Source organism: Cupriavidus sp. H18C1 (assembly GCF_049311595.1).
In the GTDB taxonomy this organism is placed as follows: Bacteria; Pseudomonadota; Gammaproteobacteria; order Burkholderiales; family Burkholderiaceae; genus Cupriavidus; species Cupriavidus cauae.
The window spans coordinates 660,069-683,951 of the sequence record NZ_CP186009.1 but is presented as its reverse complement, the minus strand read 5'-3'; the positions used below and the strand labels follow the sequence as shown (position 1 = coordinate 683,951).

At 67.9% G+C, this 23,883-nt stretch carries 18 protein-coding genes and 4 pseudogenes; 9 read left to right on the top strand and 13 right to left on the bottom strand.

Features of this window, described 5'->3' with window-relative positions; genetic code table 11:
• The first annotated feature begins 124 nt into the window (after nucleotides 1-124).
• From OJJOAM_RS18895 to OJJOAM_RS18880, 4 genes and pseudogenes are all read left to right on the top strand, one after another.
• Nucleotides 125-449 (top strand): annotated as a pseudogene (locus OJJOAM_RS18895) (FeoA family protein).
• Nucleotides 450-472: 23 nt separating this feature from the next.
• Nucleotides 473-2,359, top strand: coding sequence for a ferrous iron transporter B (feoB, locus tag OJJOAM_RS18890; protein WP_422650720.1), 1,887 nt, complete (start codon nucleotides 473-475; stop codon nucleotides 2,357-2,359).
• Between the two features lie 17 nt (nucleotides 2,360-2,376).
• Nucleotides 2,377-2,733: a DUF6587 family protein gene (locus OJJOAM_RS18885; protein ID WP_422650719.1), complete on the top strand. Its 357-nt coding sequence runs from the start codon at nucleotides 2,377-2,379 to the stop codon at nucleotides 2,731-2,733.
• Nucleotides 2,734-2,961: 228 nt separating this feature from the next.
• A complete protein-coding gene (locus tag OJJOAM_RS18880) occupies nucleotides 2,962-3,609 on the top strand; it encodes an OmpW/AlkL family protein (RefSeq protein WP_422650967.1) in 648 nt (215 codons plus the stop codon).
• Nucleotides 3,610-3,800: 191 nt separating this feature from the next.
• Here the strand turns inward: OJJOAM_RS18880 and OJJOAM_RS18875 are convergent, their stop codons facing one another.
• On the bottom strand, nucleotides 3,801-5,009 hold the full coding sequence (locus tag OJJOAM_RS18875) for a hypothetical protein (RefSeq protein WP_422650718.1): 1,209 nt from the start codon (nucleotides 5,007-5,009) through the stop codon (nucleotides 3,801-3,803).
• A gap of 831 nt (nucleotides 5,010-5,840) precedes the next feature.
• On the opposite strand from OJJOAM_RS18875, the gene leuA reads away from it, so the two are divergent.
• Complete coding sequence (gene leuA, locus OJJOAM_RS18870; protein WP_422650717.1) at nucleotides 5,841-7,526, top strand: 2-isopropylmalate synthase; 1,686 nt, start codon at nucleotides 5,841-5,843, stop codon at nucleotides 7,524-7,526.
• A gap of 87 nt (nucleotides 7,527-7,613) precedes the next feature.
• Here the strand turns inward: leuA and OJJOAM_RS18865 are convergent, their stop codons facing one another.
• The 4 genes from OJJOAM_RS18865 to OJJOAM_RS18850 form a co-directional block, all read right to left on the bottom strand.
• On the bottom strand, nucleotides 7,614-9,092 hold the full coding sequence (locus tag OJJOAM_RS18865; RefSeq protein ID WP_422650716.1) for an AMP nucleosidase: 1,479 nt from the start codon (nucleotides 9,090-9,092) through the stop codon (nucleotides 7,614-7,616).
• Nucleotides 9,093-9,275: 183 nt separating this feature from the next.
• Nucleotides 9,276-10,298 (bottom strand): Bug family tripartite tricarboxylate transporter substrate binding protein, encoded by a 1,023-nt coding sequence (locus tag OJJOAM_RS18860; protein WP_422650715.1) that lies wholly within the window; start codon nucleotides 10,296-10,298, stop codon nucleotides 9,276-9,278.
• Between the two features lie 94 nt (nucleotides 10,299-10,392).
• On the bottom strand, nucleotides 10,393-10,734 hold the full coding sequence (locus OJJOAM_RS18855; RefSeq protein ID WP_422650714.1) for an AtuA-related protein: 342 nt from the start codon (nucleotides 10,732-10,734) through the stop codon (nucleotides 10,393-10,395).
• A gap of 8 nt (nucleotides 10,735-10,742) precedes the next feature.
• Nucleotides 10,743-12,107 (bottom strand): acyclic terpene utilization AtuA family protein, encoded by a 1,365-nt coding sequence (locus tag OJJOAM_RS18850; protein ID WP_422650713.1) that lies wholly within the window; start codon nucleotides 12,105-12,107, stop codon nucleotides 10,743-10,745.
• A gap of 322 nt (nucleotides 12,108-12,429) precedes the next feature.
• Here OJJOAM_RS18850 and OJJOAM_RS18845 point away from each other — a divergent pair, with 322 nt between their 5' ends.
• Entirely contained in the window at nucleotides 12,430-13,356 is a 927-nt protein-coding gene (locus OJJOAM_RS18845) for a LysR family transcriptional regulator (RefSeq protein WP_422650712.1), read from the top strand.
• A 23-nt stretch (nucleotides 13,357-13,379) separates the two neighbouring features.
• On the opposite strand, the gene OJJOAM_RS18840 is transcribed toward OJJOAM_RS18845, so the two are convergent.
• Nucleotides 13,380-14,105, bottom strand: coding sequence for an SDR family oxidoreductase (locus OJJOAM_RS18840; protein ID WP_422650711.1), 726 nt, complete (start codon nucleotides 14,103-14,105; stop codon nucleotides 13,380-13,382).
• 331 nt (nucleotides 14,106-14,436) lie between these two features.
• Between OJJOAM_RS18840 and OJJOAM_RS18835 the strand changes: the two genes are divergently transcribed.
• Nucleotides 14,437-15,108, top strand: a complete 672-nt coding sequence (locus OJJOAM_RS18835; protein ID WP_422650710.1) for a hypothetical protein — start codon at nucleotides 14,437-14,439, stop codon at nucleotides 15,106-15,108.
• Between the two features lie 54 nt (nucleotides 15,109-15,162).
• Here the strand turns inward: OJJOAM_RS18835 and gcvA are convergent.
• The 4 genes and pseudogenes from gcvA to OJJOAM_RS18815 form a co-directional block, all read right to left on the bottom strand.
• A pseudogene (gene gcvA, locus OJJOAM_RS18830) lies at nucleotides 15,163-16,084 on the bottom strand (transcriptional regulator GcvA).
• Between the two features lie 208 nt (nucleotides 16,085-16,292).
• Nucleotides 16,293-16,806: pseudogene (locus tag OJJOAM_RS18825) on the bottom strand (DUF1269 domain-containing protein).
• A 305-nt stretch (nucleotides 16,807-17,111) separates the two neighbouring features.
• A pseudogene (locus OJJOAM_RS18820) lies at nucleotides 17,112-18,538 on the bottom strand (acetate kinase).
• A gap of 189 nt (nucleotides 18,539-18,727) precedes the next feature.
• Nucleotides 18,728-18,982, bottom strand: a complete 255-nt coding sequence (locus tag OJJOAM_RS18815; protein WP_422650709.1) for a hypothetical protein — start codon at nucleotides 18,980-18,982, stop codon at nucleotides 18,728-18,730.
• An 86-nt stretch (nucleotides 18,983-19,068) separates the two neighbouring features.
• Between OJJOAM_RS18815 and OJJOAM_RS18810 the strand changes: the two genes are divergently transcribed.
• Nucleotides 19,069-19,302, top strand: coding sequence for a hypothetical protein (locus tag OJJOAM_RS18810; RefSeq protein WP_422650708.1), 234 nt, complete (start codon nucleotides 19,069-19,071; stop codon nucleotides 19,300-19,302).
• Nucleotides 19,303-19,634: 332 nt separating this feature from the next.
• Here OJJOAM_RS18810 and OJJOAM_RS18805 read toward each other — a convergent pair whose 3' ends face one another.
• The 3 genes from OJJOAM_RS18805 to OJJOAM_RS18795 form a co-directional block, all read right to left on the bottom strand.
• Nucleotides 19,635-20,327 carry a C39 family peptidase gene (locus OJJOAM_RS18805; protein ID WP_422650707.1) on the bottom strand — a complete coding sequence of 231 codons (693 nt, stop codon included), beginning with the start codon at nucleotides 20,325-20,327 and terminating at the stop codon, nucleotides 19,635-19,637.
• 32 nt (nucleotides 20,328-20,359) lie between these two features.
• The gene (locus OJJOAM_RS18800) at nucleotides 20,360-20,839 is read right to left on the bottom strand and encodes a hypothetical protein (protein ID WP_422650706.1); all 480 of its coding nucleotides are present in this window, start codon (nucleotides 20,837-20,839) and stop codon (nucleotides 20,360-20,362) included.
• A gap of 135 nt (nucleotides 20,840-20,974) precedes the next feature.
• On the bottom strand, nucleotides 20,975-22,366 hold the full coding sequence (locus OJJOAM_RS18795) for a hypothetical protein (RefSeq protein WP_422650705.1): 1,392 nt from the start codon (nucleotides 22,364-22,366) through the stop codon (nucleotides 20,975-20,977).
• A gap of 734 nt (nucleotides 22,367-23,100) precedes the next feature.
• Between OJJOAM_RS18795 and OJJOAM_RS18790 the strand changes: the two genes are divergently transcribed.
• On the top strand, nucleotides 23,101-23,883 hold the full coding sequence (locus tag OJJOAM_RS18790) for a GntR family transcriptional regulator (protein ID WP_149318515.1): 783 nt from the start codon (nucleotides 23,101-23,103) through the stop codon (nucleotides 23,881-23,883).

The window sequence follows — 23,883 nt, the reverse complement described above, 5'->3', positions numbered from 1 at the left end:
ATCGGGCGGGAGTGAATGCAGTACAATGCAAACGATTCTCATCTACGCCCGCTGATTCATCACTAAGCAAGCGGTCAGGTAGTACCGGCGCCACGCCGGCAACCCGCCCGCGGGACCAAAGCACATGCGCTTGTCAGAATTGCCGCGGCGCACCGCGGCCATCGTACTGTCGGTCGACGACAGCACCCCCCAACGATCCCATCGCCCGACGCCTGCGCGAACTCGGCTTCGTGCCCGGCGAGGCCGTGCAGATCATTACCTTCGGTCCGTTCGGCAAGGACCCGCTGGTCGCCCAGGTCGGCAGCACGCGCTTCGCGCTGCGCCGTGCCGAAGCGGCCCGCGTGACGGTGCAGCCCGAGGGCGCCCGCACCGGCAATCCGGCCGCTGCGGTCAATGCCGCCGGTGCCGCCGGTGCAGCCCATTCCGCCGATACAGCCAGTACCGCATGAAGCGGACCGATTCGAATTACGCCATGTCCGTCGCTACTTCTCCCGCCACTCCCGCTTCCGCCGCCACCGCGCAGGCGCCGCTGCGCGTCGCGCTGGTCGGCAACCCCAATTGCGGTAAGACCGCGCTGTTCAACCGGCTGACCGGCAGCCGTCAGAAGGTGGCCAACTACGCCGGCGTCACGGTCGAGCGCAAGGAAGGCTATTTCGTCGCGCCGTCCGGCCGGCAGGTCCGCATCCTCGATTTGCCGGGCGCCTACAGCCTGCACGCGACCAGCCTGGACGAAGCCATCACGCGCGACGTCTGCATGGGCAACCGCCCCGGCGAAGCGGTGCCCGATCTGCTGGTATCGGTGGTCGATGCCACCAATCTGCGCCTGCACCTGCGTTTCGTGCTGGAACTGCGCCGCCTCGGCCTGCCGATGGTGGTGGTGCTCAATATGAGCGACGCGGCCGAACGCCGCGGCATCCGCATCGACCGCGACAAGCTCGCGGCCGCGCTGGGCGTGCCGGTGGTGCAGACGGTCGCCGTGCGGCGCGGTGGTGCCGCCGCGCTGCTGTCGGTGCTCGACGGCGCGCTGCCGTCGGCCCCGCCGCCTCCGCCGGCGCCGGCCGACGACTTCGACACGCATGCCGAGGTCAAGCGCCTGCTCGACGCGGCGGTGACGATGCCGACGGCATCGGCCAGCCTCGAGGACCGGATCGACCGCGTGGTGCTGCACCCGGTGTTCGGCCTGGCGATCCTCGCCGTGCTGCTGTTCCTGATGTTCCAGGCCGTGTTCTCGTGGGCAGAGCCGATCATGGAGAGCATCGAGGGCGGCGTGGCCTATGCCGGCGAACTGGTCGGCGGCCTGCTGCCCGACGGACTGCTGCGCAGCCTGATCGTCGACGGCCTGATCGCGGGCCTGGGCAGCGTGGTGGTGTTCCTGCCGCAGATCCTGATCCTGTTCCTGTTCATCCTGACGCTGGAGGAATCGGGCTACCTGCCGCGCGCGGCCTTCCTGCTCGATCGGCTGATGATGGGCGCCGGGCTGTCGGGCCGCTCGTTCATCCCGCTGCTGTCGAGCTTCGCCTGTGCGATTCCCGGCATCATGGCGACCCGCACGATTCAGGACCCGCGCGACCGGCTGACCACGATCCTGGTCGCGCCGTTGATGACCTGCTCGGCACGGCTGCCGGTCTATGCGCTGCTGATCGGCGCCTTCATTCCGGCGGACACGGTGATGGGCGTGTTCAACCTGCAAGGGCTGGTGCTGTTCGCCCTGTATGTGGCCGGCATTGTCAGCGCGCTGGTGGTCGCCTATGCGCTGAAGTTCTTCCGCCGTGACCGCACCGAGCATCCGCTGCTGATGGAACTGCCGGCCTACCGCATTCCGAATCCGCGCGATGTGGCGATCGGCCTGTGGGAACGCGCCCGCATCTTCCTGTCGCGCGTCGGCAAGGTAATCCTGACGCTGACGGTGCTGCTGTGGTTCCTGGCCACCTTCCCGTCCCCGCCCGAAGGCGCGACGCTGCCGCCGATCGACTACAGCTTCGCCGGCATGATCGGCCACGCGCTGGAGAAGGTATTCGCGCCGGTCGGCTTCAACTGGCAGATCTGTATCGCGCTGGTGCCGGGCCTGGCCGCGCGCGAGGTCGCGGTCGGCGCGCTGGCGACCGTCTATGCTCTGTCCGGCAGCGAGGACACGGTGGCGGCGCAGCTCGCGCCGATGATCGCCGCGCAATGGTCGCTGGCCACCGCGCTGGCGCTGCTGGCGTGGTTCGTGTTCGCGCCGCAGTGCATCTCGACGCTGGCCGTGATCCGCCGCGAGACCAACTCGTGGAAGGTGATGGCCGCCTCCACGCTCTATCTCGCGGGCCTGGGCTATCTGGCGGCGTTCGTCACCTATCGCGTGGCGCTGCTGTTCAGCTGAGGCAGCCGGAAGCCATCATGTCGCTCTATCACGTCATCGAATCCGTGCTGGTGCCGCTGATCGTGCTGGCATGCGCGCTGTCGGTGGCGGCACGCTACATGCCGCGCACGCGCGAGCGGGCCAAGGCCGCGCTGGCCGCCAGCCTTGGCGGCGCGCAAGCGCGCGGATGGCGCGCGCGGCTGGTGGCGCGGCTGGCGCCGCAGGCGCCGGCGGCGGGCTGCGCCACCGGCTGCGACAGCGGCGGGTGCAACAGCTGCGACAGCAATACGTCGGGCAATCTGTCGGGCAACGCTGCGGGCAACGCGTCCACCCCCGCCCCGGCCGCGCAGGAGAAGCCGATCCGCATCGTGCGCAAGCCGCAGGGCAAGGGCTAGGGGCAGGTACACGACAGCGCGCGGTAGTACGTCGTAGCAGCACCCCGCAGACGCACGCCATAGAAGAGAGGGCCAGCTTTTGCTGGCCCTTTGCTTTAGGTCAAACGGGTCCGCAAGCAGCAAGGGCACACTCGGCATGGGGTCTTTCCCAGTCCTGTCGATCACAACATGAGCCCGATGCAATCTCCTCGTACCCGATTGGCAACGGTCGCCGCGGCGGCCGTCATGATGGCCTTCCCGCCGCTGCACGCCATCGCGGCCGACGCTGCCACCAACACGGCAACCGGCGCCGCAGCTGGGACCGCGGCCGGTACCGCGGCCGGCACCGAGCCCGAAGGCAACTGGATGGTCCGCCTGCGCGGCACCTATCTCGACTTTGCGCAGAAGTCCGACCCCGTCGGCGGCGCGGGCGCCTCGGACCGCATCGGCGTCAACAACAAGTGGATCCCCGAGCTGGATGTCACCTATTTCTTCACGCCGCACATTGCCGCGGAACTGGTGCTGACCGTTCCGCAGAAGCACGACGTCCATCTCGACGGCAACTGGATCGGGACGTTCAAGCATCTGCCGCCGACGCTGCTGGTGCAGTACCACTTCCTGCCGCATGCCACCATCCGGCCGTATGTCGGCGCGGGGCTGAACTTCACGCGGATCTGGGGCGCGGATCTCGCCGGCAATACGCTGTCGCTGGACCGCTGGAGCATCGCGCCCGCGCTGCAGATCGGCATGGACTACCGGCTGACGCGCCACTGGTACCTGAATGCGGACATCAAGAAGGTGTGGCTCTCCAGCGATGTGAAGGCGGCCGGCGCCAAGGTGTCGGAGGTCAAGCTGGACCCGTGGCTGTTCAGCGTCGGCGTGGGATATCGGTTCTGAGGGCCGGTCTTATTGGCACGCAGAAACAGGTACGCTCGTCTCTCGCTGCCGCTGTTGCGGACCGATAAAACGCCCCCAGGGCTCGTCGCCATGGGGGCGTTTCGGATCGCACGGCACGGCGCGCCAGCCGCGCGCCAGCCGCGCGCCAAATGCCCGCCAAATGCCCGCCAACCGCGCGCCAACTGCTCGCCCTAGATCGCAGTGCCCGCAATCGTCACCGACAACCGTTGCCCGGTCTTCCTGACGCTGCAGCTCGCGGTCAGCGAGAAGTCGCCCGGCGTCAACGGCGTCACGCCGACCTGGCCCGGATGCGTGGCCGGGGTCACGGCGATATTGCCGGCCTGCTGCCAGTCCCACGCCTCGCATTCGAGGAAGGTCAGCGCGTTGCCGCGATGCCTGACGGTCGCGGTGACCGGGATCGGCAGCGGCGGCATCGTCGCGATGCGCAGCGGTTGCGGACCGTCGTAGACCAGCGCCCAGGTCGGCTGCTCGGTCACCGTCAGCCCGGCGCTTGGCGTGGCATCGAGGGCCTTGCTGGTGGCCGTGACCTTCAACAGGCTCTGCAGCGGATCGGCCCCGTTGGGACGGCTGGTGTTCAGCGTGAAGCCGCGCCCGCTCGCCGTGGGCTGGACCGACAGCGACGGCGAGGTGCTGGCGTACGACCATTGGCCGTCGAACTGCGCGGTCGCATCCAGGCCGTCGCTGCGCATCACGCGCGCGGACAGCGTGGCCGGATAGCCGTTCAGGATCGAGATCGCGTCGATCGGCGTGCCGTTGCGCAGCAGTTCGAGCGTGTAGGCGTAGCTGCCGTTCTTCAGCACCACCACGGCGATCCGCGCGGCCAGCGCGACGCCATTGGGCGCCGTCACGCCGACGGTGACCGTGCCCTCGACCGTGCTGGTGGTGGACGGATTGACGCCGTGCAGCGTCGCGCGCTCGCGATCCGCACCGAGCTGGATGCCGGCCGCCGAGCTGGCCCACGCCCAGTCGTGCACGGCTGCGGACACGTCGATACCGTCGCCATCGAGCAGCGTGGCGCGGATCTGCCGCGTTTCGCCATTGGCCAGCGTCAGCAGCGGATGCGAGACCGCGAGGCTGTAGTGGTGGCTGGCGGAGACGGTGATCGTGGCCGTCTGCACCGGCAGCACGATGGCATTGCCGTCGGCGCCGTTGATGGTGGCGGCGACCTGCACGTTGACGGTGCCCGGCGCAATGCCGGTCACGACCGCGGCACCGGCGACGGTGGCGCTCGGCGTCACCGTCGCGACGGCGGGATCGGACGAGGTCCACGCGTAGCGGCCCTGGGCGGTAACGTCCTTGCCATTGCTGTCGACGATGACGGCGGCCAGCGTCAGCGTGCGGCCGACGCCGACCTGTCCCGCCGATTGCCCGAGGGTCACGGTATAGCTGACCGTTGTCGGTGAGCCGTTGGACCCGGGTCCCGTCGATCCGCCGGAACCCGAACCCGAACTCGGACCCGCTGCCGCACCATCGCTGCCGCCGCCTCCGCCGCATGCGGCCAATACCATCGCTGTCAGCGCCGCCGCGACCCAGGCGAGCGCCTTCGACCCCGTTCCCGTTCTCATGATGTCTCCCCGTTTGCTGGGCCAATGTCCCCATTCAGGCTAGGCGCGACGGCGGCGTCGCTGTACCGGCCAAGCGGTGGACCATCGCCGCGGTTTGCGTGTGGCAACACGCGTTCAGGTACGAGGCCGGGCAGAACGATCTCATCCATTTGGCCGAGGCCGCGGTGTGGCGGCGCAAGGCAGCAGCGGGAGTGCGTGCTTGACGAGTCGACACTCGATGCACTACGCTTTGTGGCTTCCACACCGTCGATCCCGTAAATCCTCGTCGAATCTCGACGAATCTCGACACCTCACACCAGCCAGCACGATGTCCGTTGCGCCGACCGTCCACCGCCAAGCCGCCGATGCCCTGCGCATCGCCGCGTCGGCGCGCGCGCGTCGTGCGATCGCCCTCGATGGCCTCGGCTCGGTCCGCGCGCTCGCCTGCGCCCTCTCCTCGCTACAACTAGACCTACCGATCGGTTGCCGGGCCTAGCGCCCCGTGGCAGTTCGGCAGCCTGTCGCCACCTTTCCGTTAGCATTGGCACGCCGCAATCGGCTTCGATCGCGGTCCTGATCGCGCCGGATCGGCATTCGATCGTCCGCGTGCCATGCGTCCCGCTTTTCTTTTGCTATCGCGATTCCCCTCGCGAGGAGGACCCGTTCATGCTGCGCAACCCCGCCGTCAAATACCGCCCCGCCGCCACCGTCGATCTGCCGGATCGCAGCTGGCCCAACCAGCGCATTGCGCGCGCGCCGATCTGGATGAGCACCGATCTGCGCGACGGCAACCAGGCGTTGATCGAACCGATGAGCGTGGCCAGCAAGCTGCGCTTCTTCGAACAACTGGTGAAGATCGGCCTCAAGCAGATCGAGGTCGCGTTTCCGTCGGCATCGCAGACCGATTTCGACTTCGTGCGCATGCTGATCGAGCAGAACCGCATTCCCGACGACGTGACCATTGTCGTGCTGACGCAGGCGCGCGACGACCTGATCCGCCGCACCATCGAATCGCTGCGCGGCGCGCCGCGTGCGGTCGTGCATCTGTACAACCCGATCGCGCCGGCGTTTCGCCGCATCGTGTTCGGCGCGAGCCGCGACGAGGTCAAGCAGATCGCGCTGGCCGGCACGCGGCTGATCCGCGAACTGACCGATGCGATTCCCGGCACCGCGTGGACCTACGAGTATTCGCCCGAGACCTTCAGCATGACCGAGCTCGATTTCGCGCTCGAAGTCAGCGACGCGGTCGCCGATATCTGGGCGCCGAGCGCGTCGCGGCCGATGATCCTGAACCTGCCGAGCACGGTCGAATGCAGCACGCCCAATGTGTTCGCCGACCAGATCGAATGGATGCATCGCCATCTGGCGCGCCGCGCCGACATCGTGCTGTCGGTCCATCCGCATAACGATCGCGGCACCGCGGTGGCGGCGGCCGAACTGGCCGTGATGGCCGGCGCCGATCGCGTCGAGGGCTGCCTGTTCGGCAATGGCGAGCGCACCGGCAACGTCGACCTCGTCACGCTGGCGTTGAACCTGTACACGCAGGGCGTCGATCCGCAGCTCGACTTCTCCGATATCGACGAGGTGCGCCAGTGCGTGGAGCATTGCAATCAGCTGCCGGTGCATCCGCGCCATCCCTATGCCGGCGATCTGGTGTTCACGGCGTTCTCGGGCTCGCACCAGGACGCGATTCGCAAGGGCTTCGCGCAGCAGAAGCCGGACGCCGTCTGGGAGGTGCCGTACCTGCCGATCGATCCCGCCGACCTGGGCCGCAGCTACGACGCGGTGATCCGCGTCAACAGCCAGTCCGGCAAGGGCGGCATGGCCTATCTGCTCGAACAGGTGCACGGGCTGTATCTGCCGCGCCGGCTGCAGATCGAGTTCAGCCGCGCGGTGCAGCGCATGACCGACGAGACCGGGGCCGAGGCCAGCGCGGACGATCTGTATGCGCTGTTCCGCCGCGAATATCTGGATGTCGATGCGCCGCTGCGCTACGTGTCGCACCGGATGATGTCGGGCGCGGACGATCAGGTCGAGATCGAGGCGACGCTGGTGCAGGATGGCGCCACGCGCGTGGTGCGCGGCAAGGGCAACGGTCCGATCGACGCCTTCGTGCGCGCGCTCGGCATGCCGGTGCGCGTGATGGACTATCACGAGCACGCGCAATCGTCCGGCGCCGATGCGCAAGCCGCCTGTTATGTCGAGGTACGGGTCGGGGAATCAGCGACCGGCTTCGGCGCGGGGATCGACGCGAACCTGGTGACGGCGTCGCTGAAGGCGGTGGTGTCGGGGGTCAATCGGCATTTGCGGGCCGAGGCGGCGCAGCGCGATTCGGAGCAGCAGGCCGCTTGACGTACGCGGCCGTCCTTGCGACGCCGCAGGGTCGGTTTCCTCTCCCCTGCGGGAGAGGAAACCATCAGGGCTATCCGGCCTTGTCGTTCACCGGAACGCCGGCTCGTCGAAGCTGCGCAGCTTGCGCGAGTGCAGCGCCTCGACGCCGTTCTCGCGCAGGATGCGGATCGCTTCGAGGCCGATCGTCATATGCTGGCTGACGCGCTGGCGATAGAAGGCGTTGGCCATGCCGCGCAGCTTCAGCTCGCCATGCAACGGCTTGTCCGAGACGCACAGCAGCGTGCCGTAGGGCACGCGCAGGCGGAAGCCGTTGGCCGCCACCGTCGCGCTTTCCATGTCGATCGCGATCGCGCGCGACTGGTTGAAGCGCGCGTACAGCGTCTTCGATTTCAATTCCCAATTGCGGTCGTCGGTCGAGACCACGGTGCCGGTGCGCATCCGCGTCTTCATCTCGTTGCCCGACAGCCCGGTCACGCGCGCCACCGCCTCCTGCAGTGCCACCTGGATCTCGGCGATCGGCGGCACCGGCACCCATGGCGGCAGGTCCTGGTCCAGCACGTGGTCGTCCCGGACATAGGCGTGCGCCAGCACGTAGTCGCCAAGCTGCTGCGAGCGGCGCAGGCCGCCGCAATGCCCCACCATCAGCCAGCAATGCGGGCGTAGCACCGCCAGATGGTCGGTCATCGTCTTGGCGTTGGACGGGCCGACGCCGATATTGACCAGCGTGACCCCGAGCCGGTCCTCGCGCACCAGGTGATAGGCCGGCATCTGCGGCAGCGCGCGCGGATACAGCGCCAGATCGGGCTCGGCCTCGCCGTGGTTCTGCACGATATCGCCGGGCTCGACGAAGCGGATGTACTCGTCGCCATCGGCGCTGGTCATCAGCGAACGGCCCAGCGCGACGAACTCGTCGACATAGCGCTGGTAATTGGTGAATAGCACGAAGCGCTGGAAGTGCTGCGGCGCCGTGCCGGTGTAGTGGTACAGCCGCTGCAGCGCCAGATCGACGCGCTCGGCGGGAAACAGCGACAGCGGCCAGGCCTCGCCGGGCGCGGGCTCGTAGGTGCCATTGGCGATGCCGTCGTCGATGCGGCTGAGCTCGGGCAACACGAATGAGGCCTCGAGTTCGCGGGCCTGCGTGTAGCTGATATCGGTGGTCGACGCCTCGATCACGAAGGGCAGCGGAATCGGCCGCCGGCTGGTGCCCACCACCACCGGCACGCGGTGGTAGCGCATCAGCCGTTCGATCTGGTCGCGGTAGTAGTCCGCAAACAGATCGGGCCGTGTCACGGTGGTGCCATAAACGCCGGGATACGCCACCGTGCCCCACGACGGCCGGCTGTCGGTCACCATCGTTTCGATATTGACCGAGATGCCCAGATAGGGATAACAGGCATGCGCCGCCGAGGGCAGCGGCTCGCCGCGGGCGAAGGCATCGAAACGCGCGCGCACCGCGCCGACCGCGTTGTCGTAGATCTCGCCGATGCGCGCCAGCGCGGCTTCTGGGTCGGTGAACTCGGCCAACTGGTCGGCCGGATGGGCGGAAGAGAAGATCGAGGCTTGCATGCGACGATCATACTCCGGAGCGCACGCACCCTGCACATGACCGTGCTGGCGACCCGGCAAACCATCGCGATGCCGCTCCCGCGAATGCGGGAGCGGCATGCGGGAACGGCTGCCCGGCTTATTTCATCGGCTTACTTCGCCGGCTTATTTCCTCGGCTCACTTCGCCGGCTTGTTCGCCCGCCTTATTCCGGCTGGATATTGGCGGCGCGGATGATGCGCCCCCATTTGGCCGATTCCTGCTGCTGGAAGGTCGCCAGTTCGGCCGGCGTGCTCGTGAAGATCTCGGTGCCGGTGCTGCGATAGAAATTGCTCGCGGTCTGGCTGCGCGCCGCCTTGACCAGCAGGTCGTTCAGCTTCGCCACCACCGGCTGCGGCGTGCCCGCGGGCGTGTACGCCGCGAACCAGTAGCTCATCTCGTAGCCCTTGACGCCGGCCTCGTCGATGGTCGGCACCTCGGGCGCCAGCGGCGAGCGGGTCTTGCCCGACACGCCCAGCGCGCGCAGCTTGCCGCTCTTGACCTGCGGCAGGCCGGTGGCGGTATCGGTGATCATCATCTGAATCTGGTTGCCGAGCAGGTCGGTCACCGCCAGCGGATTGCTCTTGTAGGGCACGTGCAGCAACTGGACCTGCGCCATCTGCTGGAACAGTTCGCCGGCGATGCGCGACGACGAGCTGCCGCTGCCGAAGCTCAGCTTGCCCGGCTGCTGCTTGGCCAGCGCGATGAATTCGCCCACCGTCTTCACCGGCAATTGCGGATTGACCACCATGATCTGCCCGCCCTTGCCCAGCGCGGTGATCGGCGTGAAGTCCTTGACCGGATCGTAGGGCAGCTTCTTGAACAGATGCTCGTTGGCCGCGTGCGTGGTGTTGGTCGTGATCAGCACCGTATAGCCGTCCGGCGCGGCCTTGGCGACGTCGGAGGCCGCGATGAAGCCGTTGGCGCCGGGCTTGTTGTCGACCACCACGGTGACCTTGGCATCGGTGGTCATGGCCTGGCCGATCGCCCGGGCCAGCTGGTCGGTGGCGCTGCCGGCGGCGAAGGGCACGACGAAACGGACCGGCTTGTCGGGGAATTCCGCGCGCGCCGGCGCTGACGGCAGCGCGAGCGCGGCGAAGGCCGTCAGCGCGGCCAGCGCGGGCAGCAGGGTCTTCAGGCGCGGCGCCGCTTGCGTTCGCACGGCCGCGGGCAGGATTCGGGATGGCATGGTGTGGTCTCCTCTGGGTGTTTTATGAGGTCAGTTATCAGGTCGGTGATCAGGCCAGTCGTCGGGTCAGGATGGGCCGATACGTGGCACCGCGTCAGCCGTCCCCGCGCAGGCGCGGCGGCAAGGGAATCTCCAACTGCAGCAGCAGGAAGGACAGCGCCTTGCCATGCGCGTCGAGATTGAGCGCATCGTTGACGCCGCCGTCGAGCACGCCATCGAGCACGAAGTTCATCGCGTGCAGGCTCGGCACGACGTAGCGCGTCACCGCGGCGGGACGGCGATGGCGGAACAGGTCGCGTACCGCGTCCTCGGTGACGTGCTGCAGCAGATGGGGAAAATCGCGCTCGTCGTAGGCGATCACGCTGATGTTCGAGCGGTCGCCCTTGTCGCCGGTGCGGGCGTGGGCGAGGCGATAGAGCGCAATGGTGTCGGGCATGGTCATGTTCAGCCTTCGATCATCGTGTGGCGCGGCGACACCGCATCGCGCGGCACCAGGCAGGACATCGCGTTCAGCCGCGGACGCAGCGCCGTGCGCACGCCGCCGCCGCCAGCGGGGCCGCAGCAGTACAGCGCGTTGACCTCGCGCAGCAGCGCCTCGGCCACGGCCTTGTCCTCGTGCGCCAGCGCGGCGCGCAGCCGCACGTCCTGGCTTTGCGCTTCATCTGGTTGCGGCGCGGACAGCCATGCGCCGCCATCGTCGGCCAGCACGCTGAGCACGCCGATCAGGTCGAGCCGCACCGGCGCCTCAATGCCCAGCATCGCCATCCGCTTGCGCACGATGTCGCCGGCCAGGCGCGCGCGCGCCGCGGCGTTCGGTCCAGCGTAGGAGATCTCGCCCTCGGCGATCCAGCCGCCTTCATGAAACAGGTTGGCCTTCAGTTGCTCGGGACGCGCGTGGCCGCGGATATTGCGCACCGCGACGCGGTCCGGACCGACCTGCTCGACCGTGACCGCGCTGATGTCGGCCACCACGTCGGGCGTCAGATAGGCGGCGGGGTCGTGGACCTCGTACAGCAGCTGTTCCTTGACGGTACGCAGGTCGACGCAGCCGCCGGTGCCGGCCGCCTTGCCGATCTCGATGCCGCCATCGCTGTCGAGTCGCACGATCGGATAGCCGAGCGCATGGACGTCGGGAACGTCCTTGATGCCGGGATCGGCGAAATAGCCTCCGGTCACCTGCGCCCCGCATTCGAGCAGATGGCCGGCCATGGTCGCGCGGGCGAGGCGGTCCCACTCCTGCCAGGACCATTTGAAATGCGCCATCGCCGGGCCGACCGCCAGGGCCGGGTCGGCGACGCGGCCGCACACCACCACTTGTGCACCGGCGATGAGCGCATCGGCAATGCCCTGCGCGCCGATATAGGCGTTGGCGCAGACGAAGCGGCGCTCGGGAAAGGCCTCGCCCAGGATGCCGGACAGCAGCGCGCGGCCGGCATCGCCCGACAGATCGTCGCCCTCGACCACGGCGACGCGTGGCCTGGGCAGGCCCAGTTCGGCCGCCAGCGCCTGCACGCGGCGCGCCGCGCCGTGCGGATTGGCCGCGCCGAAATTGCCGATGATCGGAATGCCGTGCGCCAGGCACAGGCCCAGCACCGGGGTCAGCAAGGCATCGAGCAGCGGCTCGTAGCCGCGCTCGGGATCGGCGCGCCGGGCCAGATGGGCCAGCGCCAGCGTGCGCTCGGCCAGCGTTTCGAAGATCAGCGCCGAGGGACCGCCGTCGGCGATCAGCGTGCGCACCACGGGCAGCGCGGCGTCGATGCGATCGCCCGAGAAGCCGGCACCGGAGCCGATCGAGAGGGAAGAAGCCATGGCGGGCGCGATATCAGGAGGACGACGGTCGGAAACAGGACAAAACGGGATCCAAAACGGCATCCATAACGGGAACCAAAAACGGACTGCGCGGGTGCGCAGCCGGTCCCGGCATTCTAGGCACGATGGCCAGTTCGGAAAAACGGATTATTTGGATTAATCTAGCGGTCTGGTCGATCAATGTGCGATCGATCCGGCATCGATGCGCGAGCAATCCGTGGACGTTTGGCGGTCAGCTCGCCGTCCGTTCACCGTCCGTTCGACGTCCGCTTGCCGTCCATTCGTCCTCGATTCACCGTCCATTCGCCGACCATTCGCTGCCATGAACCTGTCCGTCAAGCATCTACGCGCCTTCGTCGCGCTGGCCCAGCAGCGCAATTTCACGCGCGCGGCGCAGGCCTGCCATCTGTCGCAGTCGGCGTTCAGCGCGCTGATCCGCACGCTGGAAGAACAGGCCGGGGCCCGGTTGTTCGAGCGCACCACGCGCTTTGTCGAACTCAGTGCCGAGGGTCGCCGGTTCGAAGAGGTGGCCGAGCGGCTGCTGGCGGACTTCGAGGACGCCTTCGCCGACCTGCGCGACCATGCCGAGCGCCGCAAGGGACGGGTCGCGATCGCGGCGCTGCCGTCGATCGCCGCGGGCGATCTGCCGCCGGTCCTCGCCGCCTTCCGCGCGCGCTACCCAGGCATCGCGCTGGCGCTGCACGATGTGCTGGCCGACGGCTGCATCGATCTGGTACGGCGCGGCCGCGTCGATTTCGCGCTGGCGCCGGCGCCCGGCCAGGATGCCGATCTGAAGATCGAGCCGCTGGTGGCGGACTCCTTCCACGTGGTCAGCCCGGCCGATCATCCGCTCGCCACGCGCCGCAGCATCGCCCCGGCCGCGCTCGCCGGCCTGCCGTTCATCCATCTGTCGCGCACCAGCAGCGTGCGGCAGCATCTGGACGCCGCGCTGCATCCGACGCGGCTCAATGGCGTGATGGAGGTCGAGCACCTGGCCACGGTGGCCGGACTCGTGGCCGCGGGACTCGGCGTCACCGTGGTGCCGTCTCTGGCGTTGTTCCAGTTCCAGCTGCCCAATCTGGCAATCCGGCCTTTGCGGCTCGAATCGCTGGTGCGCGACATCTGCCTGGTGCGGCTGCGCGACCGCGGCGATTCGGCCGCGGCCAGCGCGATGCTCGACTACGTCTACGCGCACTTTCGCAAGCGGCGTGGCGCGCAGGACGCCGCGCGGCCGACGCGTCAGAAGTGAGTCAGAAGTGAGTCGGATGTGAGTCAGAAATGAGCCAGATAGCCGCCGTCGACGGCAAGAACGTGGCCGGTGACATAGGACGCCGCCGGCGAGGCCAGGAACACCGCGGCACCCGCGATCTCGTCCGGCTGGCCCCAGCGGCCCAGCGAGGTACGGCGCTGCAGCCAGTCCTTCACGCCGGCGTCGCCGACCATCGGCTGGTTCGGCTCGGTGGCGAAGAACCCCGGCGCAATCGCGTTGACGGTGACGCCATCGCGCCCCAGGTCCGCCGATAGCGAGCGCGTCAGCGCATCGAGCGCGCCCTTGGTGGCGGGATACAGCACGTCGTCGCCGCGCGCCACCTGCCCCGCGATCGAGCTGACATTGATGATGCGGCCATAGCCGCCGCGGCGCATCCGCGTCGCCGCATGCCGGCACAGGTTGTACGGCGCGACCAGATTGGTCTCCATCATCGCGCGCAGATCGCCGGTATCGAGCTCGGCCATGGTTTGCCGATTGCGCGCGCCGGCGTTGTTCACCAGGATGTCGAGCCGGCCGTATTGCGCGTCGATGCTGCCGAATGCCTTCGCTACCGCGGCCTCGTCGGTAATGTCGAGCACCAGCGGATTGGCGCCCTCGCCGAGCATGGCCACGGCCTGCTCGACACGCTGCGCATTGCGCGCGGCCACCAGCACGGTGGCACCGGCGTCGATCAAGCCTTTCGCAATGGCGATGCCAAGACCCTGGGTACCGCCGGTAACGAGCGCCACGCGGCCGGTCAGCGAGAAGGGGATGGGAGGAGGAATGGGATGGGGTATGCGCGGACATGCGGGGAAATATACCGCAGAGGTGGGCTCGATCACTGCGCCGTTAAACAACCAACGGGGACGCACCGAAACGCGACCCCGTTGCGCACACTGATAACAAATGAAAAAACCCGCACATGGCGGGTTCTTTCGGCACTATCGTCTGTCCTCGGGGGGAGGCTTGCGCCCGCAAGTCCCGTGGCTAGTGGTCGAAATATATAGCGTTCGAAGAATGGCGTCAATTCACGACAGGGCGACGATCGATGCGGTCAGGGCGGCGTTGTCGCCAGCACGGATGGGAAGCTACGAGATCGCGGCCGGCGTGGTCGCGGACGACGATCCTGCGGCCCTGGTCCTCTACGCTTGGAACGCCGAAGTCTCAGGGGCGCTGCTGGCACCGCTGCATGTCTGCGAGGTGGTCATTCGGAACGCCGTTGCAGATGCCCTGGAGGCTGTCTACGGCAAGTCGTGGCCTTGGTCGGCGAGCTTCGAGCGAAGCTTGCCCGATCCGCCGGTGGGCTATAGCCCGCGAAGGGATTTGCAGGGCGCGCGGAAATATGAAGAGAGCGCCGGTAAAGTTATCCCGGAACTCACGTTCGTGTTCTGGCAGAAGATGTTCACCGGTCGTCATGACGCTCGGCTGTGGGCTCCTCACCTGAAGCGAGTACTCCCGGGCATACCAATCGGCGGGACGATCGCAGAACGACGACATGCGATCTACAGCGACCTCGAGCAAGTCCGAAAACTGCGCAATCGGATCGCTCACCATGAACCGATCTTCGGCCGTACGCTAAGCGACGACTATCGAAAGATCCGGGATCTCGTGGCGTATCGATGTGCCATCACGGCCGAATGGCTCCATCGGAATCAGACCGCCACCAAACTGATTCACCGCAAGCCATATTGCGCGCCCGTAACCGTTTCAGACCCACCGGCCGTACGCCACTGTGAGACATTGAAACAATGACGGGGTAGCGCGACGGCACGATGATGTACCGCGACGCCGGCCGGAGAAGCCTGATCACGCCACCGGTTGTCCAGCTTCTTGCAGTATCCAGGCGCGAAACGCCATCACCCGTGGATCGTCGCTGCTGCTCTCCGGATAGACGAGGTGATACGCATAGTCCTGCGCCACGCTGACCCCGATGTCGAACAGCCTGACCAGACGGCCGGCCGCAAGGTCGTTGGCGATCATCGGCAGTTCGACCAGTCCGATGGCGCCGCTGTCCAGCACGGCCTGCACGACGTGTGTGGAATCGGCGAAGGCCATGCAGCGGCTGTCGTCGAAGTCCTCGATGCCGGCCGCCGCCATCCACATCGGCCAGTCGGGCCAGACGATGCCATCGGTTCGGCAGTCGACATGGCACAGCGTGTGGTGCAGCAGATCGCGCGGCTCGCGCAGCGGCGGGCCGGATTCGAGCAGGCGGGGACTGCAGGTCGGCACCACCACCGTGCCGAACAGCCGCTCGGCGCGCGCGCCTTCGTAGTGGCCCGCGCCGAAGCGGGATCGCGACGTCGATATCGTCGGCCTCGAAATCGCGGACCTGCTCGCTGATATCGAAGGTCAGCTCCAGGCCGGGATTTGCCGCGCGAAATTGCGGCAGCCGGGGCAGCAGCCAGTTGGACGCGAAGCGCGCCTCCAGCGATATCCGAAGATGCGTCGCGCCCCGCGCCATGCGCCGGGCGCGCGCGGTAGCGCGGCGCAGCGTGTCGAGCGCGTCGGCGGCGGCCTCGTACAGGACCGCGCCGGCGGGCGTCAGCTGGATGCTGCGGCTGGTGCGCGTAAACAGCGTGATGCCGAGCTGTTCCTCGATTTCCTTGATCTGGTAGCTGACCGCCGCGGGCGTCAGGCCGACCTCGTCGGCCGCGCGGGTGAAATTGAGGTGCCGCGCCGCCGCTTCGAAGGTCCGGAGGGCGCGCGTGCCCGGCAGCATGCGATTCATCGATCTTCAGGCGAGATGGAAGGGTCGGCCGAAAACTACCGGTTTCTCGGCGAGGGGTCAATGCGCAGGGAGTCGCGCCGAGCTGGCGCGCAGAGAGAGAACGTGGTGCACGGGCACCGCCCCTGCACCACGCGTCATCGGACCATCAGACCATCAAACCGTCAGACCATCAGACCATCGAACCGCCGATGCAATGCATCGCACCGGATCAGGGGAATGCCGGCACCGCCGGGTCCATCCCCCGCGAAGCGGGCTTCCGGATGCGAGCTGCGCAGCAGGGTTTCGATTTCCTCGACACGGCCGCGCGGCACATCGACCATCAACAGGATCTTGCCGTCGGCGATATCGGCCTCGAAGGGCTTGAGCCGGCTGTTCGGCGCGGAGCTGCCGATCATGCTAGAGGCCCAGGCACCGAACACCGCGCCGAGCACGGCCAGCACGCCGACCAGGCCCCATTGCGGGGTATCGCTGACGATCGGGAACATCGCGACCACCACGCCGGCGACCACGCCGACCGCACCACCGATCATCAAACCCATCTCGGCGGCGTGAACGATATCGGAGGTCTGGAACAGATTGGCTTCATGCAGGCCGGTCATGTCCATGCCGTCGCGGGCGACGAAGTGGATGTGCCGGTGCTCGACGCGATTGATCAGCAAATCGTCCATGGTGCGCCGAGCGCTGACCACGTCGGGCAATAACCAGTAGATGCGTTTGCGCATGACGGATTCCTCCGAGCGAGGTCCCGTCCGTGGGCTGCCGAGGCTGGCAGGTGGCGGCTGAATCCGCCAGCGGGGCGGGTTTTACTTTTGTACGCCACCAGGCAGGGATTCGCAAGCGAAGCCGTGGGGTGCAGCGCACCGTGCCGACGCCGCGTCACGTAGCCGTCACGCCGGCACCGGGCCGACGTGACGGCGATGACGCCAGGGCAATGCCCGGCGGAAGCCGCAGCCCACGCGGAAGCCCGACCCGCAGCCAAAGCCCGCGCCGAAGCCGAAGCCCAAGCCGAAGCCGAAGCCGAAGCCGCTCAGAACGTGATCGGCAGCCGCACGTTGACCTGCAGATCGGGCGTATCGCGCGTCAGGCCGGCCCCGACCGAGATATTGAGCGTATAGCGGTCGCTGAAGCGGTACGAATAGCCGACCAGCAGCGAACCCTGCGTCATCCGCACCGAGCCGGGCACGGTCTGTCCGTTCTGCTTGGTCGGCCAGATGATGCTCTGGTCGTAGCCGATGCTGAAGGACGCGCGCTCGTTCAGCGCCAGGCCCATGCCGAAGTTGAAGCCGAAGATGTCGCCCGGCTCGATCTTGCCCAGCGGCTCCTTCTGGCCGTTCAGCACGGTACGGCTGACGTTGTCGCGGCCGAAGTTGTGCAGATAGCTGAAGGTGCCGAAGAACACCGCCGGATCGGTCGGCAGCAGCCACGTGATGCCCGGCTGGATCGCGTGGAAGCCAGTGCCGGTCGGCATGCCCAGCGGCAGACCGGTGCCGGTGGTATTGCCGATGCAGCGCTGCACGCAATCGGTGACCACATCGAACGGGCTCTTGCCGGTATTGGACTTGTAGCGCAGCCAGCCGACGAAATACGGCATGCGGTCGTTGCCGTAGTTCAGCTGATAGCGCAGCGTCGCCTCCACGTCGCCCAGTCCGCTGCCGCTCGAATTGAAGACGTTGTCGACCGCGGTGCCGGTGAAGACTTCGCGGCTGATGGTCGAGCCCGAGCTATGCACGTACGGGACCTTGGCCTCGATTTCGAGCCGCTTGGTAATGCCGTAGCGGAAGGCGACCGAGGCGACATAGGTCGAGGTCTTGACCTCGCGCACGTCGATCAGCCCGATCAGGATCGCGGGAATCACCGTGTAGCCGACCAGCGCCACGCGGTTGTTGGACGAGTAGCCGTACTGGAACGCCGGCTCGACCACCAGCCTGCCGGGCGGCGTCAGCACGCCGGGCTGATCGAAGATCGGCGCGATCTCCGGCGGCCGTGTCTCGCGCTCGGGCGGCCGTCCCACGGGCTCCTGCGCCTGCGCGACGGTGGTGCTGCCATTGGCGGGGCCCTGTGCGGGGGGCTTGTGCCGGACCTTGTGCCTGATTGACCGGCACGTTGCGCGTATTCGGCAGGCCCGTGTTGCCGCTGGCGGCCGCCGGCGCCGTCGCCGCGCCGGTCGCGATATCGGCACCGGTCACGCCGCCGCGCTGTCCGCCGCGCTTGTTGGCCAGCGCATCGGCGCCGACGATGCTGCGCAACTCGCGGATCGTGGCCTCTTGCTGGGCCATCGAGCGCTTCATCGCGTCGAGCACGGCGGCCTGTTCGGCGACCTCGCGTTTCAGGGCCTCCAGCTTGGCGGCCGTCGGCCCGTCGTCGGGCAGATTCTGCGCATGCGCCAATCCCCCCCAGCAATAGCAAGGTCGAGCATCCCGCCTGCCGGATGCCCTGCATCGACCTTTTTCTCATGACTCTCCTCCCCCCCGGATGGCGGACTGATTCAGGAGTCCGCGACCTGCTTGGCGTTGTTGCTCTTCACCCCTGTGAGTCCGGATGCGACCGCGTGCATCCGTTGCTTCCGCTTGCTTCCGTGTGGTTTCGGTGTGGTTTCGGTGTGGTTGCGTGTGGTTCCGTGTGGTCCCGTATGCGTGTTTGGCTCTACCGCATGCTCGCCGCCCGTTGCAGGGCGCTGTTCAATGCCGCGCCGGCGACCCCCGCGCGGAACGCCTGCAAGGTGTTCACGCCCGCATCGATGGTCAACAGGCTCTGGATCGACTGGTTGTTGAGCGAGTTCTGGATCACGGTCGCCGGCGTGCCCGCCAGCGCCCCCGCGTTGAAGCTGTTGCCCGGCCCGTTCTGGATCAGGTTGAGCAGGCCGTTGGTGGTGACCGAACCGGTCGCGGTGGCGATCACCGCCGGCGCCGGCATCGGGGGCGTCCCCCGAAGACGGTGGGGGCGATGGCGCCGCCACCGTGGCGGTGCCCGGCGTGGAGGTGGACGTGCCCGGCTGTCCCGCGCTGGCCGAGGAACTGGCGCTGCCGCTGCCGGGCGTCGAGGTGCCCTGCCCGGCCTGCCCCGCCTGCCCTGCCTGCCCCAGCGCGTTGGTCGCGACCGAGCCGGCATTGGCCGCGCTCTGCAGCGCGGCGGCGAGCCGACCGGCCTGCTCCGAGGTGATGCGGCTGACGTCGGGAATCACCAGGCTGGTCGATACCACCAGATTGCCGTTGATATAGACGGCGCGTTCGATGCCGAACGAGACCTGCAGGCCGCCGGTCTCGAAGCCGCCGCGCAGTTCTTCCAAGCGTGCCGATGCGACCGGTTTCCAGCCGGCCATGCCGCTGCGCGCGGCAGCGATGGCGTCGTGATGCGGATCCGCGGCGGGGTGGGACGCCAGGGCGGCGTCCATCCCGCCGTCGCGCGGGGCCTGCGTGCTCCACGCCTGGCCGGCGCAGGTCAGCCCAGCGCCGAGCAGCACTGCTGCCGCGGCCGAGCTTGCAGCACCACGGGCTGCGCCGCGGCGCGCCGGCCGCGTAGTCATAGCTTGTCGATACATGGTGACGGGTCCCTAGAAGTCTCCAGCGCCATGCTTGGGCATGACGGTAAAGAACAGACTGTCCCGATTGACCCCCATCCAGTACGGCCCACTGGGTGCGACGCGCCAGTCCGAAGCCTGGTTGAAGCGCGCGATATCGGTGCGGTTGTGGATCACGAACAGAAGACTACTGTCCCAGATCCGTTCGAAGTGTTCGCGAGACAACGCTCGCGTACCGAGCGCGGGATCGCCAACCAACACCCGGTTGCCGCGCACCCCCTTGATCACGACGAAATGGTGGTAGCCGTTCTCGACCACCAGCACGATCGCCGGGACCTGGGTTTCCTCGAGCTTGGACAGCGGCAGTTCGAAGCCGTCGGCCATGAAGCCGCGCGTTTCGAGGAAACGCTTCATGTCCAGCAGCGAGAAGCCCTCGCGCTGGATCTTGGCGCGATCGCCGGTCAGGTACATCTGCTGGAACACTTCGGCTTCCGTGACCGGATGGCCGTACTGATAGGTAAGCAGGGTCGCCACTGCGGCCGAGCCGCAGCTGAAGTCGTACTGCTGCCGGATGGTGGTCTTGAAGCGCGCTTCCTTCAGGCTCACCGTCCGGACCTTGTAGTCGCTGCCGGCCGGTTGGAGCACCACCGTATCGGCGGCGTGCGCCGGCACCATGGCCGACGCCCAGGCGAGCGCCGCCAGCGCGGCAAGGCGTGGCAGGTTCATGGCCCGCTTCATGGCCGGCTTCATGGCCCGCTTCATGGCCCGAATCGCACGTTCAGAATCGTCGCGTTCTGGATCAGCGTATTGGCGCCGGTGTTCTGTATCACCGTGGGCAGGCCGCTCGCGTTGGCGAACGCCCCATCCGAAATCGCGTTGCTGCCCGTGATGACGCGATTGGCGGTGTTGTCCGCCACCACGCCGGCCAGGCGCATGTCGTTGACCACCACTTCGGCGCCGCCGCGGATATCGGCCAGCGTGTCGGTGCCGACCGCCTTGCCGAAGCCGGCGAGCACGGTGCCCGATTGCGCTGGCGCCGGTGCATCGACCGTTGTCCGCGGTGCCGCGGCCACGGTGGTGTCCTCGCTGTTGTCTTCCGGCATGCCGACGTTGGCCGGCATCGCGGCCGTCGGGCTCGCCGCTTCTGGCGCGGCGGACGGCTCCGCCGCGGCGTGCAGGCCGGGCCAGAGCAGGAATGCTGTCGTCAAAGCGCCGACAGCGGTGCGGACCGCTCGCATGATGGTGCCTCCTTGTGTCCCGTCGAACGGGCGTCCCGACGCGAGGCCGGGACGCCCACTCCTGCAGAGCAACACCGCGCAAGGCGCGATGCCGGTGCGCCATCCACGCAACGGCATGCGCGAGCGCGCAGTGTCTTACCTGCCTACAGCCAGGTTGGCCTGGACCGTGACGGCTTGTTGCACCAGCGAGCCGAGGCCGCTGTTCTGGTTGGCGATCATGATGCCGGCCGCCGACTGCCCGACGCTGCTCATCGCGTTGGACATGTTGAACGTGCCTGCATCGGCTAGGGCCGCGCCGCCGGCACCACCGGCACCGCCGGTCGCACCGTTGCCCACGCCGCCGGTACCGCCCGCACCCGCGCCACCGGCACCGCCGGCACCGCTGGCCGCACCAGCCGCGCCGACTGCGCCAGCGCCGGCCGTGGCATTGCCATTGCTGGCCGTGGTGGTCGCGCCGCCGTTGGTGGCATTGCCGCCGGCGCCGCCGTTACCGGCCACGCTGGTCTGCGCGCCGCCCGCGCCACCGGTGCCCGTGCCGGCGCCGCCCGAAGCCGTCGCCGCACCGCCAGTGCCTGCGCCACCCGCACCGCCGGTGCCGGTGCCCGCGCCGCCGGTGGCCGCCACCGCGCCGGTGGTGCCAGCGCCGCCGGCACCGCCCGCCGCGCCGGACGTGCCGCCCGCGGTGGTCACTGCGCCGCCGGTGCCTGCGCCGCCCGCGCCAGCGGTGGTCGCCGTGGTGTCAGCGCCAGGACCGCGTGCGCCGCCGCCGCTCGAGCTGCTGCTGCCGCCCAGGCCGGCGCTTGCGCCGAGCGAGCCGCCCGACGCCGCACCGGCACCGCCGCCATCGCCGCCGCCGGCCAGGCTGCCGCCGGTGCCGTTACCGCCCGCACCGGTGCCATTGGCGCCGCGCGCGCCGACGCCCACGCTGGCGGCCAATGCGCCGCCGCCGGTGCCGACGCCGTTCGCGCCCCGGCCCGCGGTGCCGTTGGCGTTACCGCCATAGCCGCCGCGGCCCGCCGTTGCGCTGCCGTTGGTGGCATCGCCCGCGGTCGCATCGCCGATGGTTGCCAAGCCGCCGGCACCGCCGTTACCTCCGGCGCCGCCATTGCCGCTGTTGCCGCCATTGCCGCCGGTGCCGCCCATGGCATTACCGCCGGTGCCCGCGCCACCGCGGCCGCCGGCGCCGCCGCTGGCATTACCCATCTGGCGGGCCACGTTGCCGATATGGCTGACGGTCAGGCCGCTGACCGTGCCGTTCAGGCGCGTCATGGCGACCGCACGGCTCGTATTGAAGGCATTGGAGAAGTTGGCGGTCGAGGTGGAGCCGTTGTTTGCCGCAGTCGTGCCAAGGCCCTCAGCCCATGCGCGTCCGCGGTTCTCCGAGTTGGTCTTGGTCGTGGTGGTGGTGTCGTTGTCGGTGACATTGACATTCACCGCCACGGCGTCGTCGGTTGCGGTCTGTGCCAAGGCGTGCCCTGTCACCCCGAGAGTCAGGGCGACGGCGGACGCGAGTAAGGTCTTTTTCATACATAGCTCCCAGGAGGATGTTCTCTGCGACTCAGCCCGGCGCCGCCCTCGTCAGACGGAAAACGAAGCGGTAGCCAGGTCATGGTCCGGCATTGGCCAAACCGAAGCGCCCTGCGCATATTCGGTGCCAGCACCCCGCGCACGCGTCGCTTTCCCCTTGTAAAACAAGGCCAAAATGGCCCTGCTGCGGTGCAAGATCCCGCTTTCGGTGCGACACTGGGAGCCCAAATACTGTGAACCGGAACAGACATGTCACATCGATGTGACAGCGGGCGAAAAGTCCCGCCGGCCGTGAATTCCGACTGCGGCAAAAAAATATGTTTATCGCCGGATAGTTAAGTCGGACACCCGATAAAACCGATCCGGCCGACGTCGCGTTACGGAAATGAAACGAGGAATCGGGCAAGGCGTGGGTGGTGTTTTTTTAAGCACGTCCTGCATTGGGGGGGATGTTTCGGATGGACCGCATCGAGGATCATGGGCGGCCGTCGCCAGGGGGCGCGCTTCATGCGTCGCTTCCCGTTGCGGAAACGCAGGCCCGAAAACGCCGGCCGCATTGCATCGAAATGGTGTCGACATTGCATCGACGTTGTTCCGCCAAGGGCCGTGACCGGCTTGCCAACCGAATGTGCGAATTCAGACGGCGGCAAGTATTCCGTTGTCACTTTGATCCATGTCTGATTTAAAGTACATTAAACTAATTGCCGACCTGTCGTCGACTCGCAAGGGAAACCATGAGTGAAGCCGTCGTTCCCCTGTATCACCAGATTTACGTGGTGCTGCGCCAACAGATTGTGGAAGGCCGTTTTGGCCAGGGGCCTCTGCCGGGCGAGATCGACCTGGCCAAGCAATTTCATGCGTCGCGCGTGACCATGCGCCGGGTGTTCGATCGCCTGGTGCAGGAAGGCCTGGTGCGCCGCCATCGCGGGCTGGGCACCTTCGTCAATCCGCATCCGATCGCGCCGGCCGCCAATGCGCCGCGCACCGTCAGCCTGCTGGACAACCTGCTGGACATGGGGCAGAAGACCTCGGTCAACGTGATCTCGATCGAGGAGGTGCAGGCCGCCCCGGACGTCGCCGAATCGCTGTGCCTGCAGCCGGGCGATCCCGTCACCAAGGTGGTGCGCGTGCGCCATTACCACGGCGAGCCGCTGTCCCATATCACCGTCTACGTGCCGGCCGACCTGGGCCGCCATCTGACGCGCAAGGACCTGGAAACCACGCCGATCCTGCGGCTGCTGGAGAACCGCGGCGGCCTGAAGCTGGGCCGTGCCACCCAGGTGCTGTCGGCCCGGCTGGCCGACGTGGTGGTGGCCCCGCTGCTGGAGGTGCCGGTCGGCGCCGCGCTGCTGGCGACGCGCCGGGTGGTGCAGGACAAGTCCGGCCGGCCGATCCAGCTGCTGCTGGGACAGTACCGGCCCGACCGCTACGAATACCGGATGGAACTGTCGCCGGCAGGCGGCGACAGCGCCAACGTCTGGGTCGACAACGGGACCCGCACCAGCTTGCGCGACTGA

Bases quoted from the DNA above. Each gene is read 5' to 3' on its own strand.
- feoB (WP_422650720.1), top strand. From the start codon at position 473: ATGTCCGTCGCTACTTCTCCCGCCACTCCCGCTTCCGCCGCCACCGCG.
- OJJOAM_RS18885 (WP_422650719.1), top strand. From the start codon at position 2,377: ATGTCGCTCTATCACGTCATCGAATCCGTGCTGGTGCCGCTGATCGTG.
- OJJOAM_RS18880 (WP_422650967.1), top strand. From the start codon at position 2,962: ATGGCCTTCCCGCCGCTGCACGCCATCGCGGCCGACGCTGCCACCAAC.
- leuA (WP_422650717.1), top strand. From the start codon at position 5,841: ATGCTGCGCAACCCCGCCGTCAAATACCGCCCCGCCGCCACCGTCGAT.
- OJJOAM_RS18865 (WP_422650716.1), bottom strand. From the start codon at position 9,092: ATGCAAGCCTCGATCTTCTCTTCCGCCCATCCGGCCGACCAGTTGGCC.
- OJJOAM_RS18860 (WP_422650715.1), bottom strand. From the start codon at position 10,298: ATGCCATCCCGAATCCTGCCCGCGGCCGTGCGAACGCAAGCGGCGCCG.
- OJJOAM_RS18855 (WP_422650714.1), bottom strand. From the start codon at position 10,734: ATGCCCGACACCATTGCGCTCTATCGCCTCGCCCACGCCCGCACCGGC.
- OJJOAM_RS18850 (WP_422650713.1), bottom strand. From the start codon at position 12,107: ATGGCTTCTTCCCTCTCGATCGGCTCCGGTGCCGGCTTCTCGGGCGAT.
- OJJOAM_RS18845 (WP_422650712.1), top strand. From the start codon at position 12,430: ATGAACCTGTCCGTCAAGCATCTACGCGCCTTCGTCGCGCTGGCCCAG.
- OJJOAM_RS18835 (WP_422650710.1), top strand. From the start codon at position 14,437: ATGGGAAGCTACGAGATCGCGGCCGGCGTGGTCGCGGACGACGATCCT.
- OJJOAM_RS18805 (WP_422650707.1), bottom strand. From the start codon at position 20,327: ATGAACCTGCCACGCCTTGCCGCGCTGGCGGCGCTCGCCTGGGCGTCG.
- OJJOAM_RS18800 (WP_422650706.1), bottom strand. From the start codon at position 20,839: ATGCGAGCGGTCCGCACCGCTGTCGGCGCTTTGACGACAGCATTCCTG.
- OJJOAM_RS18795 (WP_422650705.1), bottom strand. From the start codon at position 22,366: ATGAAAAAGACCTTACTCGCGTCCGCCGTCGCCCTGACTCTCGGGGTG.
- OJJOAM_RS18790 (WP_149318515.1), top strand. From the start codon at position 23,101: ATGAGTGAAGCCGTCGTTCCCCTGTATCACCAGATTTACGTGGTGCTG.